Annotated in this window: 17 protein-coding genes and 1 pseudogene; 8 read left to right on the top strand and 10 right to left on the bottom strand. The window is 32.4% G+C overall.

Annotated features, from left to right (window positions below):
* The first annotated feature begins 94 nt into the window (after positions 1-94).
* The 4 genes and pseudogenes from ACFSR1_RS10970 to ACFSR1_RS10955 all read left to right on the top strand — a co-directional run.
* Complete coding sequence (locus ACFSR1_RS10970; protein WP_378292405.1) at positions 95-1,930, top strand: FAD-dependent oxidoreductase; 1,836 nt, start codon at positions 95-97, stop codon at positions 1,928-1,930.
* Between the two features lie 48 nt (positions 1,931-1,978).
* Positions 1,979-2,992: a heme-binding protein gene (locus tag ACFSR1_RS10965; RefSeq protein ID WP_378292403.1), complete on the top strand. Its 1,014-nt coding sequence runs from the start codon at positions 1,979-1,981 to the stop codon at positions 2,990-2,992.
* 642 nt (positions 2,993-3,634) lie between these two features.
* Positions 3,635-3,922, top strand: a complete 288-nt coding sequence (locus ACFSR1_RS10960; RefSeq protein WP_378292401.1) for a hypothetical protein — start codon at positions 3,635-3,637, stop codon at positions 3,920-3,922.
* 57 nt (positions 3,923-3,979) lie between these two features.
* A pseudogene (locus ACFSR1_RS10955) lies at positions 3,980-4,212 on the top strand (sodium-dependent bicarbonate transport family permease); the annotation flags it as partial.
* 157 nt (positions 4,213-4,369) lie between these two features.
* Here ACFSR1_RS10955 and ACFSR1_RS10950 read toward each other — a convergent pair.
* Both ACFSR1_RS10950 and ACFSR1_RS10945 read right to left on the bottom strand, forming a co-directional pair.
* The gene (locus ACFSR1_RS10950) at positions 4,370-5,233 is read right to left on the bottom strand and encodes a YitT family protein (protein WP_378292399.1); all 864 of its coding nucleotides are present in this window, start codon (positions 5,231-5,233) and stop codon (positions 4,370-4,372) included.
* Between the two features lie 149 nt (positions 5,234-5,382).
* Positions 5,383-6,303 carry a LysR family transcriptional regulator gene (locus ACFSR1_RS10945; protein ID WP_378292398.1) on the bottom strand — a complete coding sequence of 307 codons (921 nt, stop codon included), beginning with the start codon at positions 6,301-6,303 and terminating at the stop codon, positions 5,383-5,385.
* Between the two features lie 193 nt (positions 6,304-6,496).
* Between ACFSR1_RS10945 and ACFSR1_RS10940 the strand changes: the two genes are divergently transcribed.
* Together ACFSR1_RS10940 and ACFSR1_RS10935 are read left to right on the top strand one after the other, a co-directional pair.
* Complete coding sequence (locus ACFSR1_RS10940; RefSeq protein ID WP_378292396.1) at positions 6,497-6,718, top strand: hypothetical protein; 222 nt, start codon at positions 6,497-6,499, stop codon at positions 6,716-6,718.
* 58 nt (positions 6,719-6,776) lie between these two features.
* The gene (locus tag ACFSR1_RS10935) at positions 6,777-7,082 is read left to right on the top strand and encodes an HPF/RaiA family ribosome-associated protein (RefSeq protein ID WP_378292394.1); all 306 of its coding nucleotides are present in this window, start codon (positions 6,777-6,779) and stop codon (positions 7,080-7,082) included.
* A gap of 165 nt (positions 7,083-7,247) precedes the next feature.
* Here ACFSR1_RS10935 and ACFSR1_RS10930 read toward each other — a convergent pair whose 3' ends face one another.
* From ACFSR1_RS10930 to ACFSR1_RS10895, 8 genes are all read right to left on the bottom strand, one after another.
* Positions 7,248-8,453 (bottom strand): hypothetical protein, encoded by a 1,206-nt coding sequence (locus ACFSR1_RS10930; protein WP_378292392.1) that lies wholly within the window; start codon positions 8,451-8,453, stop codon positions 7,248-7,250.
* 169 nt (positions 8,454-8,622) lie between these two features.
* Complete coding sequence (locus tag ACFSR1_RS10925; protein ID WP_378292390.1) at positions 8,623-9,936, bottom strand: T9SS type A sorting domain-containing protein; 1,314 nt, start codon at positions 9,934-9,936, stop codon at positions 8,623-8,625.
* Positions 9,937-10,352: 416 nt separating this feature from the next.
* Positions 10,353-12,812 carry an ELWxxDGT repeat protein gene (locus ACFSR1_RS10920; protein WP_378292389.1) on the bottom strand — a complete coding sequence of 820 codons (2,460 nt, stop codon included), beginning with the start codon at positions 12,810-12,812 and terminating at the stop codon, positions 10,353-10,355.
* 103 nt (positions 12,813-12,915) lie between these two features.
* A complete protein-coding gene (locus tag ACFSR1_RS10915; RefSeq protein WP_378294496.1) occupies positions 12,916-13,140 on the bottom strand; it encodes a T9SS type A sorting domain-containing protein in 225 nt (74 codons plus the stop codon).
* Positions 13,141-13,249: 109 nt separating this feature from the next.
* Positions 13,250-13,378 carry a hypothetical protein gene (locus ACFSR1_RS10910; RefSeq protein ID WP_378292387.1) on the bottom strand — a complete coding sequence of 43 codons (129 nt, stop codon included), beginning with the start codon at positions 13,376-13,378 and terminating at the stop codon, positions 13,250-13,252.
* Between the two features lie 112 nt (positions 13,379-13,490).
* Positions 13,491-14,120, bottom strand: coding sequence for a response regulator (locus tag ACFSR1_RS10905; protein ID WP_378292385.1), 630 nt, complete (start codon positions 14,118-14,120; stop codon positions 13,491-13,493).
* Positions 14,101-15,849: a tetratricopeptide repeat-containing sensor histidine kinase gene (locus ACFSR1_RS10900; protein ID WP_378292383.1), complete on the bottom strand. Its 1,749-nt coding sequence runs from the start codon at positions 15,847-15,849 to the stop codon at positions 14,101-14,103. The genes ACFSR1_RS10905 and ACFSR1_RS10900 overlap by 20 nt, the downstream gene beginning before the upstream one ends.
* Positions 15,850-16,093: 244 nt before the next feature.
* Positions 16,094-16,321, bottom strand: coding sequence for a hypothetical protein (locus tag ACFSR1_RS10895; protein WP_378292381.1), 228 nt, complete (start codon positions 16,319-16,321; stop codon positions 16,094-16,096).
* 406 nt (positions 16,322-16,727) lie between these two features.
* Between ACFSR1_RS10895 and ACFSR1_RS10890 the strand changes: the two genes are divergently transcribed.
* Together ACFSR1_RS10890 and ACFSR1_RS10885 are read left to right on the top strand one after the other, a co-directional pair.
* Positions 16,728-17,306, top strand: coding sequence for a DUF4255 domain-containing protein (locus ACFSR1_RS10890; RefSeq protein WP_378292379.1), 579 nt, complete (start codon positions 16,728-16,730; stop codon positions 17,304-17,306).
* Positions 17,307-17,397: 91 nt separating this feature from the next.
* On the top strand, positions 17,398-18,174 hold the full coding sequence (locus ACFSR1_RS10885) for a hypothetical protein (RefSeq protein WP_378292377.1): 777 nt from the start codon (positions 17,398-17,400) through the stop codon (positions 18,172-18,174).
* Positions 18,175-18,178: the final 4 nt, after the last annotated feature.

Genomic DNA, 18,178 nt, shown 5'->3' with positions numbered 1-18,178 from the left:
AACAGGGGTTTATACGCTTTTTTTCTTTGAAATTAAAATAGAACTTTGGGGAAATCCCCGGCTTAGAATTCACAACTTTTAAATACTAAACAACATGTCTATTTTAACGTTTAAAGAAATTTCAGATCAGGAGGATGTGGATATTGCAATTATTGGAGCAGGTATTTCTGGTCTGTATTGTGCATATCGATTGATCAATGATCCTGCATATTCAGGAAAAAAAATTGCGATATATGAACGTCTTAATCGAACAGGAGGGCGGTTACAATCCGATTTAATTCCTATTCGCGGAAATCATAAAGTTTCTGATGAAAATGGAATCCGTAATTTTTACGACCAAGTTCAAATTGATTTAGTAAAGGAAGAGCAAGGCGGTATGCGTTTCAATTATAATATGGAAGAATTAATGACCCTTAATGGCGCATTAAATATATGTGATGAGATTGTTCCTTTTCCAATGTCAAGTACAGATGACACTAATAGATTTTGTATTAGAGGACATAGTTTTTCATTGGCAGAAGCTAATGCCGGAGGGAATATAATCTGGAGTCAATTATATGATTTAAACCCAGAAGAGATAGGGTTAAGTCCTGTACAGATTGTAACGAATGCTTACAATAGAATTCTGGAAGCAAATGATATTATTTTGGATGAGGATCAGACGCCAGAATATTGGCAGAAATTCAGATTACATTTTAAATGGAAAGAAATTCCTATGAATGAATGGCAATTATGGGGGTTATTACGAGATATGGGATATTCTGAAGAATGTATAGAAATGCTAACCAATACTATTGGATTTGCAGGGCCTTTTAAGTCATTGCCAAACGCAGGTGATGCTTGGCAGATTCTGGCTGACTTTCCAAAAGATCCAACATATTATACTTTTAAGTATGGATTTAGCACGCTTCCTGATGCTATCAAAAAAGAATTGGAAGGAAAGGTAAATATTTATCTCAGTACCAATATAGATAGCATCCAGGGAGAAGAGAATGATTTTATCATACATCTTACCGAAGCTCCCGAAGGGCAAAATTCCAAACCAAATATTCCGTGTGGTGAACACAAAAAGATAAAAGCAAAACAAATAATATCTGCGATTGCAGCTACCGGATTTAAATCACTTTATACTAAATCTCCAGCCCTTTATACAACGAATAAGAAACAGGATGGAATGAGATTGTGGGAAAGTATTAATGGGGTTTTAGGGATGAATCTGATGAAGATTAATTTCTATTTCAGAGAAGCTTGGTGGTATACCGAATCTACAGGAAGACCAAAAATAGAATTCGGACCTAATTTTACAGATTTACCTATAAATTCTATATATCCATTCTATTCTGTAGAAGATTTGGAGGTGGATCATAAAAAGGGAACTGTTTCTATAATTAGTGGTGAAGAACCAGCAGCATTAACGTTATACTGTGATTTTAACAATACTAATTTTTGGAAAGGATTACAAAATGTGGGTCCAAAATTCACTTCGCCGTTGCAGGAAAAATATAATGAGATGAAATCACAAACCGTTTTTCCAGCTTCGCAAGCTGTAGTGGCTGAAGCGAGAAAACAAATGGGGTTATTATTTGGGGTTACCAATATACCGGATCCAATTTTTACAAGCTATCGTTTATGGAACGGAGAAGATGATTTTGAACACGCATATCATCAATGGCAACTGAATGTCAATGATAAAGAAACCATCGAATATCTCTCTAATCCATTACCTGGATTCTATATGTGTAACGAAGCTATTTCTGATATGCAAGGATGGGTAAACGGATCATTAAGATCTTCTGATTTAGCATTAAGTAAAATATCTAAAGGAAAGATTAAGCCGATGGATAATGCTCCGTGTAAAAGTTCTGTTGAAAAAAAGGATAAAACCCAACAAAAAACTGCTTTACGGGTTTCCAGAGGGCATTGGGGATGATTACAATACAATCAACTAAAAATAATATCAAATTTAAAACGTACTATTATGTCAGAAAAAGATACAACTTACATAGGAAAAACTTCGGGTATAACGCCACCTGTTTTTCCTGATTCTCTTATAAATGAACCGGTTCAGACCAATCCAGCTGCTAATGTTGATGGTTTGGGGCCACTTAGTCATTTGATTGGAACCTGGACAAATCAAAATCTGGGAACAACAAATGGTGGAGGAACAGCTTCTCCCTATTCTTACAATATTATGCCATTGCCAACTGGATCAGAGGCGAGTGGATATATTTTGAAAAATTTTAAATACTACGAAGAAATTACATTTTCTCCTATAAATGGTACTGCTCCAAACAGAGGAGGTGATTATATTCAGAATGCGAATGTACTTTTTTATGAACAACGTATTTACTTTGCAGATGGTCCGGCAAAAGATAGATTAGTTCACGCAGAAAATGGTTCCTGGTTATTTTTGATAACAGGTCCACAATCAGAAGAACCTTATGCCAGCACTCCAGTTGTACCACATAATGGTCCGATACCTGATCAGTCAGTTGCGACCAATGTAGCAAAACAAATTTCTGTACCTCATGGAAACTCGATTTTAGCACAAGGTGGAATTATGGGATACCCTAATTCCTATCTTCAGAATGGTCCGGCTCCCATCGGTACGTATTCAGGAACTATCATTCCTTCCGGAATAGATACTACCCAGTATACAACAAAAAGTGTAGGCAATCCTTTTCCTGCTTTAAACAATAACCCTAATCAACCATTACAGGATGGAGTCGCAGCAAACTCTTGTGCACAATATATTCAGTGGGGAGTTGATACTGAAAACCCGGCAGCAAAAGGTTCAGTAACCAATATTCCATTCGAAAAACAAAAGGCGAATGTGGTAGATTATAGCGCTAACTATTGGTTACAGGCATTTACACAAGGAGGAGAGTTTACACAATTATCCTATAATCAAACCATTTTGATGAACATTCCTATAAATGGTAAAATCGTTAAGTTTCCGCATATAACGTGCAATACATTGACTAAAAAATAAGGTGTATCAAATAATACTATCGAAGGGACTGAATCTACTAGATAAGTTATGAGTTACGCTGTTTTTGAACTTAGAAAAGTACATGTCTGATTGTTGTCAGAGCGAGTTTCAGAAATATAATAATCAGAATAAATAAAAGAAAACCGCATTGTGCGGTTTTTTTATGCACTGTTGATAAGGATAAAATTGTTAGAGATATGTTATGATCTTTAGTATACTTAAGAAAATACCTAATACATAAATAATACTTATACATTGCATTATGAATATAAATAAAAATATATAAAAAAATGTTCTCACTTTTATACTCAGTTTGAACAAAATTTTACGTAAAACCTTGTATAACCTAAAGATGAAACGAAGATGGTCTTGGTACTATCCTGGTTTAAAATAAAGCGTAATATTTTTAATCTAATGTCATTTGAAAATGCAAATAGTGAATAAAATTCTTCTTACAGATTTACTGATTACAACATTGTTCTTATCCCACTCACAAAATTATTTATGAAGGAAGTAATGATATCTAGTCTTATCATTTTATGTACGTGTATGCTAAATAGTTTGGATAATCAGGAAAATCAGAAGCCAAAAAACTTAACTTAAAAAAATCAAATAAACAATAATTAATTAAAAACTAAAATTATGACACTTACAGATCAAAAAGTTAAATTAATGGAGGGGACATTTACTCCATCAGAAGCATCAGACATTCTTAACATTTTTATCGATAAGAAAATCAACTTTCATAAATTACAACGACTAAGCATTATTGAGCAAAATTGTGATGATGACACACCACACTTGTATAGTAGAATGGATGAGCTGATCAAAGCAAAAGAGTCCATCAGAGAAACCATAATGGAGGCCAGAAGAGAAGGTTTAGAACTTCAAATAGAAAGTGACATACATATTACTTTAGTAAAAAAATAATCTGACAAAAGAAGTCTGAAATCATACGAAATAAAAATAGACGGTATTGTCTTTATTATGGATTTACATTTATTAATTGATAATTTAACTAATCCTGCATTATTATTTTTCTTTCTTGGTATTCTAGTAGTGAGATTAAAAAGTGATTTAGAAATCTCAGGAACTCTTCAAAATTCATATCCCTTTATTCATTACTGTCTATTGGTTTTAAAGGAGGAGAAGAGCTTTCTTATAGTGAATTAATACTAGAAATTATATGGTCTCTTATCTTTGGTGTGGCACTGACAGTGACTTTTCTATTTAATATTACTATAGGATTACCGTTGTATTTATGTTTAGTACAAATATTTGATTAGGAAATATTTTATAGATAAACAGGTTCAAAAAAGTATCTTTTTGAACCTGTCTTTTTATAGATATCGAAGTAGAAAATCGCGGGAACAGTAACTATTTTTTATTGAGATATCTTCTCAAAATTCCCCCTTTAATTCTGTTAACGTCGTATTCTACAATAAATGCATCAGGATCAATAGTGTCAATAATTCGATTTATTTTTCTAATTTCAAATCTGTTTATTATGGTTTGAATTACTTCAAAATCTTCAGTTGAACCATTGCTTCCGTGACCATTTACACCTTGAAAAACGGTCATTCCAGCACCTAGTTTTTCTGTAATAGCACTTTTCATTGCTTTAGATTTTTTGGATACAATCATAACACCAATAAAATCCTCAAAACCTTCAATAGTAAGATCTGTAATTTTTGCAGTCACTAAAAATGTCAAAATAGAATACATAGCCGTTTCTTTGGACACAATGATGGCGGTTATAGCGAATAGTATAAAATTAAATAATAAAATAACCTTACCAATACTGATCCCAAATGCATTATTAATATAAATACCTAATATTTCGGACCCATCCAAAACAGCACCATTTTTTATAGTAATTCCTATTCCTAACCCAAGGAAAAGACCCCCGAATATCGAAGTAAGTAGTTTGTCATTTGTTACCACATCAAAGGTTTCAATCTGTATGGAGATTGCAAGACCTATAATTGCAATAATAGATTTTATGACCATTGTTTTTGAAATTGAAAAATATGCAAGTGCTAAAAAAGGAAGGCTTAGTAATACTAAAACAATGGAAGTATTGATATGCAAGGTAGAATTAAGAAGAATGGCAATTCCGGTAACTCCTCCATCTAAGAAGCCATTAGGTAATAAAAATGCTTTTAATCCAACACTAGCTAATAGTACTCCAACAGAAATTTGGAAATATTCGGATAATCTAGAAATAAATGCTTTAGTCATTTTCGTGTTTTTATAGGATAGAATAAGTCCATCTCGTTTTACACAAAAATCAGCATAATTTATTATATATTTTTATTTATATTAATGATAATAATTATAAGGAATTGTTATGCATAAGCTATAGTGTCGTTCTGTCAAAAAAAACTTTGTTATTGATCAAAAAAATGAAATTTATCTTTAATTATTTCGTCTTTTTTATCCTCTACATATTTTAAAAAGGCTTCTGCAACAAGCGAAAACTTTTTGTTTTTTAACCAGATGAGATTCCAGATAGATTTTATAGGAAAACCTTGTACAGGAATAATCTGCAAACGCCCGGCCTCTAAATCATTTCGAATTCCAATAAGTGGCATAATGGAATATCCTAAACCTGCAATAACTGCCTGCTTTACTGCTTCATTAGAAGTAAGCTCCATTTTCTTTCTGACTGGGATATCGTTTTTTTCTATATATTTTTCCATAGTGTGCCGAGTTCCTGATCCGGGTTCTCTGTAGATCAAAGGAAGTTCAGAAAAAATCGATTTGTTATACTTCTTCTTAGTAAATTTTTCTGAAGTATTACCTACCAGATATAATTGGTTCTCCATCAATTTTGTTTTTTCAATTTGCATATTGTTAGGTAATACAGAAACTAGAGAAAAATCAACTGTATTTTCTTCTAAACTGTTTATTACTTGTTGCTTGTTTGTTACGTCAAGAACCAAGTCTACTCCTTCGTGCTGTTTCATAAAATCAGATAAGAAGTAAGGAATAATATATTTTCCTGTAGAAACGACAGAAATCTTTAGGACACCAGATAATTGGCCTTGATAAGCCATGGTTTTATAACTGATCTGATTTACTTCATCCACAATTTTCTGCGCAGCTATTGCAATTTCTTTCCCAAAATCAGTGACGTATAGTTTTCTACCGATAACTTCGGTTAAGGGAATAGGAAATTGATCCTGAAAGTTCTTGAGTTGTATGGATACCGCAGGTTGTGTTAAATGTAACTCTTCAGAGGCTTTAGTGATGCTTTCTTTTTCTGCTATTTTGAGAAATATCTGTAGTTGATGTAAAGTATAATTCATAAATTATTTTAATGTTTATGATTACAAATATAAATAAAAATATATGAAGAATAATTCATAATTTTATCTTGTTGCTAGTAAAAAAAGTGGTGTAAAGATTTTAAATATAAAAAGTTACAAGCGATTTCAATGTGCTACTTGATTTCAAAAATAGCAAGGACCAAAATTGAATGTTTCACTTAAATGTATTCTTATGGAGTTATTGAAAAAGGCAAAAAAATTTCTAAAGAAAAGTATGAGTAATATGAGTACAAGTGATCGTGTTTCTGCATCTAGAGAAGCGAAATCATTAGTGTTAAGTATTAATGAAATATATAAGAAAAGTAAAGATCCTGATCTGATGAATATTATGAAAATGATTACAGAGAAAAAACGTAAAATAGACAAAAGACTCCGTGGACGTTTAGTTATTTAATGGATGGTCTTAAAGAACATTAAAAGTAAATATTGATTAATATCTAAATTAAAGGAGTATGAAAACAGTTTTCGAATATAAGAGTATAGAAGGTGGCAAATATTTAGAGTCATTTACGGCAAAAAAATTGCTAAAACTTGCAAAAAAGTATGCATTTATTATAAGAGCTGACATCTTCTTTAATAAGGAACACAATGATTTCAAAAAGGGTAATATTTGCGGGATTCGGTTGAGTCTTCCGGGACCAAGAATTTATGCCTCTTCTGATGAGAATAGTTTTGAAAATGCAATAAATAATACCATAGGAGACCTTAAAGACCAATTAGAGAAAAGAAAAGTAAAATTATACAAGAGTTTGAGTTAGCCGAGTCGGAAAACTATTGAAGCCCATTATAGTTTTCTGCTTATGATGTTTTCAGAGTTGATTGTTTTGAGAAGTAGCTGTTTTTGCCGAACAGCTACTTTTTTTGTTTAGAGAATATATTTCAATATCTGTAATGGAGTATTTTGAATCTGAAAAACTGAGTTATCACCACTTACAATTAAAAGCAATAATTTGAGTATCATCTGTCACTTCCATAAGAAACTTGCGTTTTCCATTCGTTGGATTTATTACATATAATTTATCTCCCGTATCAAACGCTCCAGATGTTCTTACACCAGGGGGATAGGTAATTCGTTCTCCAGAATATTTACCTCGCACTTTTTCGATAATCATATTGTGATTACAGGAGTTTTGTATCGTCCTACTAATAATTTCTAGTTGGTTTCTTTCGTCTAGAAATTTTTCCAGATCAGCTTTTGTTGCTTTTAATTTAAATGTTCCTTCAGCTATTTTAACTTTACCTTCATCTTGGATGGTTTGATTAAATAAATAGGCTTCTACGCTGACATTATAAGTTCCCGGTTCCATATGCCAGACAATGAATTTTTTTCCTAAATAATGATAAAAACCACTGGTATAGTTTACATCGATTGGCTTTTTGGTGATACACTCCCCGCTAAAGAATGTTGACTTTTCGTCATAATCTCTCTGGGCAGGAGAGATTTCTATCCAAGAATGTACCAATCTGTCGGACACATATAGACTAAACAGAATTCGATTGTCTGATTTGGCAAACCATCGATCATCCCCGGTAGATTCTTGTTGATCCAGAGCTAAATTATGAATTGCTTTGGATAAAAAAAGGTAGTAGTTGAAACCATTGTTTATGGTAAATTCAGTTTTAAGACTTGAAAAAGATGCTCCATACGTATATTCTCCAAACTTAATAGTGCCAATATTGTTTTTATGAAACGAATTTGGAGTGCCATTATCTTCTATACGGTTGTACAGCTCTGGATTCATTTTTTTTCTTAAACCGGTTATACTCTGCCTACCTTTTTTAAGTAAACCGTTTAAGCCATTATTTAAGTCGTCACCAGAGCTGATAGCAACATCTGTTTTACCTTTTGTATCTAGTAAGTTTTTAAAGTTTTTAAGCAATTTTTTTCGCTCTGGCAAATCAGAGGTAGCAGAATCGTTCTTTTCAAGCGTGACTATTAAGGATTCACCTCTGTCAATGAACATCTGGTAGTTGTTTGTAAAATTAGAATCTTCCCAAGCACCCAAAGAAGATAGTTGTTCTAATTGTTGTAGACACTGATCAACTTGTATTAAATAAGGATTCTGAGAATGTGATAAATTTGGAATAGTAAACATACATATAATCACTAAAAGTTTTAATGTTTTCATACTAATGGTTTATGATAAAGGATAGTTAAGTTTCATTGTTTGAACTACCCAAAATTGGTAAAGGTTAAATCGTAGTGTTAAAAAAACAACCATTCAATTACGAGGTACAGTAGTGGATAAAAACAAACAAGAAACATCTGAAGGCGGTATTTTTGAAAAAAACTTTGCATTACTGTTTAATAAGTTTGGTTTTATAAGTTCCTTGGTCGGTCGTTACATTAATGAAGTATACTCCGGTTGATAACTGCTCAATGTTAAGCTCTTTTCGAGGTTTTTTATACTTTAATACTTCTTGTCCCGCATTATTGTAAATACTAATATTGTTGATAGGTTTATCTGTTGTTATATTAAATTTTTTATATGTTGGATTTGGGTATATTAAAATATTTTCTCTATCTAGATCCTGACCATTTGATAATGTCGGTGCCCAAACTTTTGTTTCAACATCTAAGTAAGTATTGGTCCAGCCAACTATGGTGTTAGTAAGTGTAATGGTTTGAGAATTACCTGTAGCATAAGTATGAGAGGCCATTGGGTTGTTAATTACGTTGCTACCATCTCCAAAATCAAAAGCATAAGATAAATTGGATTGATTTGACAGTTCATTTTGATTGTACATTCTATTCTCTATGAATAGATCAATTGTTCCATTAGATTCGACAGTAACCATATTATTACCTGAGTTTGTAGGTGGAGAAATAGAGAAATCTGTATCAGTATCATAAGATATGTAGGGTTCAATTAGCCAATCTGCATCAAATACTTGCCCTCCTACTAAAACATCATAACTGCGAGTCCAATTTCCAAATAAGTCAATACTTGCCAACCACTCTTGTTGTCCGTCTAACGCTACTCCGATATAATCGTTACTAACCAAATTAATATTATTAGGGCTTAGATTTTTGATCACAATTACATAAGGTTGAGTAACTGTTACTGGCGGATTAAACATCACCATTTTTTTTATCTCATTAAGAGAACCGGTACCAAAAGTAGTATCTACAGAGATTGTAGCTTGTGCTATAGGGACGTTAGTTGGTAAAGAGTCGTTATTTGTTAGCTGTACTTCTACTTCAATGGTTGTTGACACCCCAGCACTCCCATCATACCAAGCATAAAAGGTTACTCCATTAATAGTTAATGGGTTGGGGACATCAAAATATTGACTGGCTGCTTGAGCAGAATTAGAATTATTTATATCAAGTGCTCGTAAACCCGTGGTTTTTGTATCTATGTATTTGATAGTATCAGTTATAAAGATATTTTTTTTACCGTGTATAGCTTTTAAAATCTTACTGGGTTTTGAAAAATTTTTGAGTCGGTTTTTAAAATTGGGATGTAACTTATTAATAGTATTGGCATCGCTCTCTATGATTTCTTGTTGTGCCGATATACTATTATAAAAAATAAAGTATACCAGAAAACATAGAATTACTTTAAAATAAGATCTTGTTGAATCGTTAGTAGGTCGTTTTGATATCATATCAGATAGGTTTTAGTTTCAAGTAAAAATAAGCTCTAGAATGGATCGTAGTACTACCAGTTTTGGGTAGGAAATAACAAAAGGAGTTAAAAAGTAACTCCTTTTGTTGTTAATCGGCTAACCCCAAGAATAGCAATTTCTGTGCTATCTGGATTATTTTACTATCAACTTAAATCCAATGAATTTTAGTTAATTTTTCTTAAGGTAATTTGAAGTATTAATACTGTAAAATGTATACTCAATATGTATTAGAGGCAACAGCTTGAGTCCAATTTTTAGAATTAATTATTTATTAAAAATTATCTTTTTAATATCCTGTAGTATTGTCCATAAGGGTAGAAAATGAAAAGAGAGCATGACAAATACACCATACTCTCTGATCACCTTTAATCATCAAGTATTTAAAACATTTTTGACTAATTTTTTAATAGTTTGTAAGTATAGCTTGAACCATCTGTTGTTAGGTTTAGTAGATACAAACCTGAAGGTAATTCGCTAATATTGTAGGACTCTTTGTATTCTTCGAATGATTTAATTATTCTTCCATTCAAATCAAAGATTTCTACTTTCAAAGTATCAGCAGTATTGTTTTTGATTACAAAATAGTTATTTGCTGGGTTAGGATATAAATCTATATTTTGTGATACGTTTTCGTCAACTGATAGGGTGGCACAGTTTTCAGAATATATGGCAGATCCATCTTTTAACCAAGAGCTATAAGCGCCGGATTCTGAATTAGCATCGGTTTCATTGTCTACCTCAATACATCCTAGATTGATATTGCCCAAGGCATTAAAGTCGACTAAAATAGTATTGTTTCCATTTTTAACATTGAGACTAGTTAATTGATTATTTTGAACCAAAACACGATCTAAGAGTGTGTTAGAGGTTAAGTCCAATGTTTGTAATCCACTATTGATAATACCAATATCGGTTAAATTGACGGCAGTACTTACATCTATAGATGTAAATGCTCCACCAGCAGTAACGAATAATTGTCTTAACGCAGAAGCATTCGTAACATCTATTGCCGTTAGGCTTGAGACGTTAGAAATATCCATAGTCAAATTAGAAGATGAACAGTTACTTATGTCAATAGAAATTAAGTTAGAATCGCCTTGAATATTTACATTTTCCAAAGTTTCAAAATCACTTAAGTTTAAGTTAGATAGATTGCCTAAAGCATATGTTACCCTGGTTAAGTGTGTATTAAAAGTAGGAGAAACGATTATATTGTTAATATTCTGATCTATAAAAACGGTCAAATCTGTTAGGTTGGAATTTTCTGTTAGATCCAAACTGGCCTCTGAATTGTTAGTAGTTGTGAAATTCTGCAAAGATTTAAAAGCTTCTAGTCCGGTAAAATCTGAAACTGGGGCAGAACTTCCATCGATTGACAAAGTGGTTATACCATTAATGTTTCCGGTATTTACATTGTCATCTAATGTTGTGTCGTATCCTAAATCAATTAAAGCCTGTTCAAAATTGTCATCAGGCACAAAGGTTTGGAAACTTGGATCTATATAAGCCCATAATTCCCGTCCTGTATTTGAAGGATCATTAATCGTTAAAATCATTTCATTCTCATACACCAATTCAGGAACTGGAGATGAACCTAAAGCGCCTACTACCAGATCTTGTATTAATACAGTTCCATTTGTATCATCATAGGCCCAGAGTTCCGGACCACTGGTACCATCATCTGCACTAAAATAAAGTTTTCCATTATATGCTAGGAAATTTTCGGGATTACTAGATCCTGAAGCGTTAATATCACTAACGATACCTGTTCCGGATTGAAACCCATTAGTTGAGTATAGCTCTCTTCCTGAGGTGCCATTAGTTGCAGAAAAATATAACATTCCGTTGAAAACTGTTAAGTCTAGAGGTTCAGAATCTCCTGTAGGATTAATGTTTCCAAGAGATGAGATGCTTTCGGAAGGGTTCATTTTTACTAACTCTATTCCCACGGAGGGCACATTTGCGGAAAATACTAGGTTATCGTTAAATACAATTAAATTGTCTGGCTCACTTCCTGCTAATCCAGCATTTAAATCCTGCACTATTTTTGTGCCTGCATTCGTGCCATCGGTCACCCACAATTCTCTTCCAGATACACCGTCATCTGCTGTAAAATACACTTTACCATTAAAACCAATAAAATCTCTCGTTCCACTAGGGGCTGCTCCTGCTGCAATATCTTTTAAGAGTTGTGTCCCTGATGTAGTGCCGTCTGTTACCCAAAGTTCATTACCATTAACATTGTCATTAGCAGTAAAATATACAGTGTTTCCATACACAAAAAAGTTTTGTGGACTACTACTGGCGTTCCCGGAGGCGATATCTTTTAAAATTTGTGTGCCGGATGTTGTTCCATCGGTTACCCAAAGCTCACGACCATTAACACCGTCGTTTGCAGAGAAAATTAAGGTGTTATTAATTGGAGTAAATTCAAAAGGGTTTGATCCTCCTGATGAGCGCATATCTAGGACTAATTCTGCAGTACTATCTGTATTGCTTATTTTGTATAATTCTGGGCCATTTACCAAATCCTGAGCAGAAAATAATAATTCATTTCCAAGAATTTCCCAATCTATTGGTATCACCCCGTTTGTAGCAGCATTACCATTTAGCAAGGTATTTCCGGATTGGTCTTTCAAACTAAATGTTCCCAGGGTGGTACCATCACTTTCAAAGCATTGATCATCAGTACCCGAATTTACAACATCAGTTGTAAAATAAAATTTTCCATTAAACTCGATAAAGTTATAAGGATTTGAACTATTTGTTCCTACAATAATATCTTTTATTAATCTAAATTGAGAAAAGCTTAAGAGAGGGCATAGTAGGATTAAAAGGAGTAGTCTTTTTTTCATGATATTTTGGTTTATACGGTTTACTCAAAATTAGGGTTACTTTGAAACTGCTGTACTACCTGAAATGGGTAGGGCTTAGAGTAATAGGTTTACTGTTCTTGATTTATTTTTTGATAAGCCTCACAGTAGCTCTAATCATTCCGTCTTCTACGTTTAAAAAGTATACCCCATTGGTGAAATCAGAAAGATCCAGGTTCAGACTCAATTTGATTGTTTCGTCAAAAATCAACTGACATCCAAACATGTCAAATAGTGTATAAATAGCATTTTTAAACTCATTTGGTAATTTAATATTGAAGCTATTATTGGAAGGATTTTTATACTGAATGATAATTGTAATCTCTTACCTAGCGCAAAATAGGTTTGCGATATTTTGAACCAACAAATAATAAAGAAGAGGCTATTTATAAAGCAGCCTCTTCTTTCCCCTATTCATATTAATATCCTCTTGGAAGTTGTTGGATTTCCCTGCGAATATCGCCCTTTTCTTGGTCAGATTCTCTGGCTACTTCTACCAGTGGTTGTCCGTCATCATATGTCTTAGATGATGTTGTTGAAGTATTCATAGTTAAAAGTGCATAGATCACTAAAATAATTTGTTCCATTTTTTTCTGTATTAAAAGTTGTAGAGCCAAATTACCTGTTTATTTAATTGAGTGTACTACCTGTGTTGGGTGGTTAAATGAGATTTCTTTTGGATGCTTCGTTAATGGCATCTTCTTTACAATGCACTTGTAGCTTATCGTAGATATTTTTGATATGATATTTTATCGTATTAGGGCTAATATCCAGAACTAAAGCAATGGATTTATAACTACTTCCTTTTGCTAATCTTGTGAGTACTTCGGTTTCTCGACCAGTCAAAATTGTTTCGGGAGCTTTCTGAAAGGATTGTACAACCATTTTTGCGATATTAATACTCATTGGAGCTCCACCATTAATTGCCTCTTCTAATGCGGATAAAAGTTTTTCTGATGTAGCGCTTTTGGTCAAGTATCCTGTTGCTCCTGCACATAAAGCGTCAAAAACCATTTCTGAGTTTTCAAAAACAGTTACCATAATAATTAGGGTTTTAGGGCTAATTTTCTTGATTTCTTTGGTGCATTGAATTCCGTTCATTTTTGGAAGCTCTATATCCATGAGCACAATATCTGGAAGATCTTCTTTAAAAAGTTCCAACGCGTCTTCTGCGTTTAAAAAAGTGCCAGCTACTTTAAATGAATTTGATGCATCAATGACTTGACGAAAAACATCGTTTAGGAGTTCATTGTCTTCAATGATATATACTTTAGGCACTTGTTTTTCCATGAGATGATAAATTTGATAATTCGGCGTGAAAGCTAATAGTAGTGCCTTGGTTACCTGTTATGATTTCTATGTTAGCTTTAATTTTATGTGCCCTGGATTCTATATTAGCTAATCCGTTTTTACGTTCAATTTCTTTTTGATTAAATCCTGAACCGTTGTCTGATAGAGACAAAAATAGATTTTCATCATCTTGTTTTATAGTTAATGTAGCCATACTAGCTTTTGAATGTTTTACTACATTAGTCATAGCTTCTTTAAAAATCATAATTATTTGACGAGTCCAATAATAAGGTAGTTTTATATTTTCCTCGATATGTTTTTCGACAAAAAAATCGATATTAAAAGACTCAAAAAACTCTTCGCCAAAATCAGACAAATAAGTAAATAGTTCCTCTATATAATCACTGTTAGCTTTTAAAGAAAACATAAAATCCCTGGTGCCCTTATAGAGAACGTCAGAGTCCATTTTAATACTTTTTAAAGCTTTGATGATATTTTCTTTATCACGATTATCACTGGTGCTGATCATTAAATCTGACAGCGTCGCAATCCGTGCTAATTTATTACCTAAGTCATCGTGAAAATCTTTGGCGATATTATCTCTTACTACTTCTAGCTCTTTTTCGAACTTCTCTCTAATTTGGATAGACTCTTGTAAGGCTTGGTTTTTTGATTTAAACTTTTTTAATTGATATAGTATTAATAGTATAATTATAAGACCAAAAATTAATGAGGTTATTAATATGATATTGTTTTTTTTGGCAATGGTTAGGTCTTTATGAGCAGTTTCCTGTTTAAGTTGTAAGTTTTCTTTTTCTTTTTTTTCGGTTTCGTATTTTTTTTCGAGTTCTAATACGATCTTATTTTTATCAATTGTATAAATACTATCCCTAAATGTATTAGATTTTTTTAAAGCATCTAAAGCTAGTTTATCTCTATCAAGTTTTTCATAAATAGAACTTAACAACCCATAGTTTTCTGCTGCATTTATAGACATTCCACTCTCTAAAACCATGGTAAGTGATTCCTCAGCTTTTTGTAATGCTTCATTATACATTTTAAGTTTAAAGAGTGCTTTTGCAGAATAAAAAATAGAATTTTCTAATGCCGGTCTGGAAACAAATTCTTTATAGACTTTTTGGACTGTGTCTGTGTGAGCAATGGTTTTATGATAGTCTCCCATATTCAAATAATTTATGGAAGAATTATGATGAAATTGGCCTAAATGTCTGTTTGAGTTTAATTCTCTGGCAATTTGATACGATTTTTTTAAATAATACATCGAGCTATCATGTTTCTTTAAATACAAATATGTTGAGCCAATGTTTTGTAGTAAGGATAAGTTCCATGTTTTATTTACTGAAACAGGACAATATGTTAGTGCTTTCTTTTTTAATACTAGGGACTCTCTATATTCACCTGAAGAGTTTAAAATAAGGCTTATATTGTTATAAATCTTTGAAGTTTCTAAGGAATCATTACTATTCTCGTATTGCCTGCTTGCTTCTAACCAATATTTCATGGCGTTTTCATAATCACTGATTCTATAAAAATAATTACCCTTTAATTTATTGACATATCCAAGTATAGAATCTTCTTTAGAATTTCTAGATACAGCATCTATTTTAAAAACTGTTTTTTTTGCGTTTTCAAGTTTTTGTGTTTGTATTTGGACTCTTAAAGTATCCGATAATACTTTTAGTTGATCATAAATATTTTGGGAATACATATTTACCGAAAGCAATAAAAGTGACGTTCCAACTAGGTTTTTAAGTTTTTTTTTCTTGTTAAACAACATAGAATGTAGTAATTACAGTAAAAGTAAATAAATTTTAGGATGTACATAACTTGAGTCTTTTGTATTATAAAATTTATGTAATTTTTATTATATTTTTAAAAAAGAGCAGATATAAACTTTTTGGCTCATTTTAAAAGTTAGTTATGTAAATTTTGGTGTGTGCATTAACCATTAGTCATTGTAGTCTTTGTCTTCCCTTGGTAAATAAATATATTGTGAGTGCCAGATGTAGCAAATAATATAATAAATGCCCGGTAAGTTGTCCTTTTTCATTTGTTGAGAGCGCTGTGCTATTAAGTAGTTGAGAAAAAGCATTAGTGATTTCACCAATTTGAGTTAACAAACCCAAAAGCATTAATAGAGCGATAACGATAAAAATATATCCAATTGTTTTCCTTTTCATGTTAAAAGTTTTTAGGATGTTAAAAATCGACAATTGAGAAGAAGATTGTACTACCTCAAAAGGGTAGGTGGATTGTTAATTTAGCCTTCATCCGTTTGAAGTATTTTATGAAAGAATTATACACACTAAAAAACTTCCAATCTCTGAGAAGCTTCTTGTCGGTACTGTTGGGGAGACTCGAACTGTGATACCTCGCGGTACTTGATTTTATTCCTGTTCTTCTATAAATGAGTAGCCAAGTGTTCAAAAGCTTTACTAATCAATGTCGGAAATGTTACAGTTAAAGTATTTTTCCCCTATTTAATGTCGGAAATATCCACAGATTTGGCGGACTTGTTCTACATCATCAGTAGCATCCTAAATTACCTTTGATACCACAAAAGTTGAAGAATCTAAAGTGTGTATTATGGTCGATGTTGTATTAAGTGTTTTAAAAGATAAACTCAATGAATATTTCAAAAATGTAGTAGGAACTACAGAGTCGAATATTATAGAATTTATTAGCACGACTAGTAATGATCCGGTCTCTTTTACGAATGATAAAATAACTCCATTTCTAATCAATATTTCAGAGGATAGGAAATTTAGAAATCCAGATCAATATTCAGGTGTCATACGAAACGGAATTCGTACGCAGACCAATCCGGAAATTCGAATAGAGCTTTTGATTCTTTTCGTATCCAAATTCAGTAAATATGATCAGGCACTTAAGTTTTTATCCCACGTGATCAGGTTTTTCCAGGTCAATAGGATTTTCAACCCACTTAATTCGCCACAATTGTCTGATGAGAATATAGAGAAATTAGTGGTAGAACTAATTTCAATTCCATTAGAAGAACAGAATCAAGTATGGCATTCATTGAATACCTCTTATTTACCCTCAGTACTGTATAGAGTTCGTCTGTTATCATTTATTGATGATCAGAGTATGGAGTTTGTTGGACAACAAATATCTGATATGAAGCTGGAAATAAATGAAAAATAACTGATACTCACCATTTATCAACAAGTGGGAAAGGAATACTAGAAGAGATAGCGAAAAGTAAGTTAAATATTGAATTCAAACGAAGTATAACATGGAATATCAAGAATTTTTTGAGATAGAAGTCATACATCCATATTTTTCAGGAATATCTGCAGATTTGGTCCTTGCTGCAGATATTGAAACCGGAAAGCGTTTCATAAAGTTGGGATATGTTCTTAAAAAGACAGTAAATGGAATAAAAGTTTTAGCTCCTTTTACTCGGGAAAATAATAGTTTTAGAGATTTGGGCGAAGAGGATAACTTCACGTTTTACGTATATCCTACTTCTGAATATACACAGGAAATCACAGATTTTTCTGAGGTGGAAAAAGGCAATATGATTTTTTTTACTAATGAGGGACAACAACAAAATAATTCAGAATTAATAGCAAGTCAAGTAGCACAAGAAGGTTTTCTTTGTGGTTATCCCGCTTTAGCAAGAATCGTTATCACCGCTGCTGAAATCGACCTAGCTTCTTTGGATCAATCCATTACGTTTAGAGCCATATTTGGCGCAAAATCCATAAAATGGAAGTATTATTTTGTTTCTGATACTGAAGATTCAGGGTTAAGCTTAGAGTCTAGAAATGATCAAGTTAGTTTCAATGAAATTGTTGTTGATGAAAACACGACAGATCAGATCATAAATTCTATTCAATTAAACTTCCCAAATACGCAAGTAAAGGTTTTTGAGTCTAAAGACTTAGTTCCCTATAGCAGAAAACCGATTAAAAATATAAAGTTATTGCAAAATGGAGATGTATTGATCAACCATTTACCCAATCCTCAAAAGGAAAAGAACGGTATTCAAATAATTCGAATTAAATAAAAAA

The sequence above is a fragment of the Aquimarina rubra genome (assembly GCF_042684305.1).
In the GTDB taxonomy this organism is placed as follows: domain Bacteria; phylum Bacteroidota; class Bacteroidia; order Flavobacteriales; family Flavobacteriaceae; genus Aquimarina; species Aquimarina rubra.
The sequence above is the reverse complement of the archived record's forward strand: the minus strand, read 5'-3'. Positions and strand labels throughout refer to the sequence as shown.

Excerpts from the sequence above, each read along its gene's own strand:
- ACFSR1_RS10970 (WP_378292405.1), top strand. The coding sequence starts at position 95 with ATGTCTATTTTAACGTTTAAAGAAATTTCAGATCAGGAGGATGTGGAT.
- ACFSR1_RS10965 (WP_378292403.1), top strand. The coding sequence starts at position 1,979 with ATGTCAGAAAAAGATACAACTTACATAGGAAAAACTTCGGGTATAACG.
- ACFSR1_RS10960 (WP_378292401.1), top strand. The coding sequence starts at position 3,635 with ATGACACTTACAGATCAAAAAGTTAAATTAATGGAGGGGACATTTACT.
- ACFSR1_RS10950 (WP_378292399.1), bottom strand. The coding sequence starts at position 5,233 with ATGACTAAAGCATTTATTTCTAGATTATCCGAATATTTCCAAATTTCT.
- ACFSR1_RS10945 (WP_378292398.1), bottom strand. The coding sequence starts at position 6,303 with ATGAATTATACTTTACATCAACTACAGATATTTCTCAAAATAGCAGAA.
- ACFSR1_RS10940 (WP_378292396.1), top strand. The coding sequence starts at position 6,497 with ATGGAGTTATTGAAAAAGGCAAAAAAATTTCTAAAGAAAAGTATGAGT.
- ACFSR1_RS10935 (WP_378292394.1), top strand. The coding sequence starts at position 6,777 with ATGAAAACAGTTTTCGAATATAAGAGTATAGAAGGTGGCAAATATTTA.
- ACFSR1_RS10930 (WP_378292392.1), bottom strand. The coding sequence starts at position 8,453 with ATGAAAACATTAAAACTTTTAGTGATTATATGTATGTTTACTATTCCA.
- ACFSR1_RS10925 (WP_378292390.1), bottom strand. The coding sequence starts at position 9,936 with ATGATATCAAAACGACCTACTAACGATTCAACAAGATCTTATTTTAAA.
- ACFSR1_RS10920 (WP_378292389.1), bottom strand. The coding sequence starts at position 12,812 with ATGAAAAAAAGACTACTCCTTTTAATCCTACTATGCCCTCTCTTAAGC.
- ACFSR1_RS10910 (WP_378292387.1), bottom strand. The coding sequence starts at position 13,378 with ATGAATACTTCAACAACATCATCTAAGACATATGATGACGGACAACCA.
- ACFSR1_RS10905 (WP_378292385.1), bottom strand. The coding sequence starts at position 14,120 with ATGGAAAAACAAGTGCCTAAAGTATATATCATTGAAGACAATGAACTC.
- ACFSR1_RS10900 (WP_378292383.1), bottom strand. The coding sequence starts at position 15,849 with ATGTATTCCCAAAATATTTATGATCAACTAAAAGTATTATCGGATACT.
- ACFSR1_RS10895 (WP_378292381.1), bottom strand. The coding sequence starts at position 16,321 with ATGAAAAGGAAAACAATTGGATATATTTTTATCGTTATCGCTCTATTA.
- ACFSR1_RS10890 (WP_378292379.1), top strand. The coding sequence starts at position 16,728 with ATGGTCGATGTTGTATTAAGTGTTTTAAAAGATAAACTCAATGAATAT.
- ACFSR1_RS10885 (WP_378292377.1), top strand. The coding sequence starts at position 17,398 with ATGGAATATCAAGAATTTTTTGAGATAGAAGTCATACATCCATATTTT.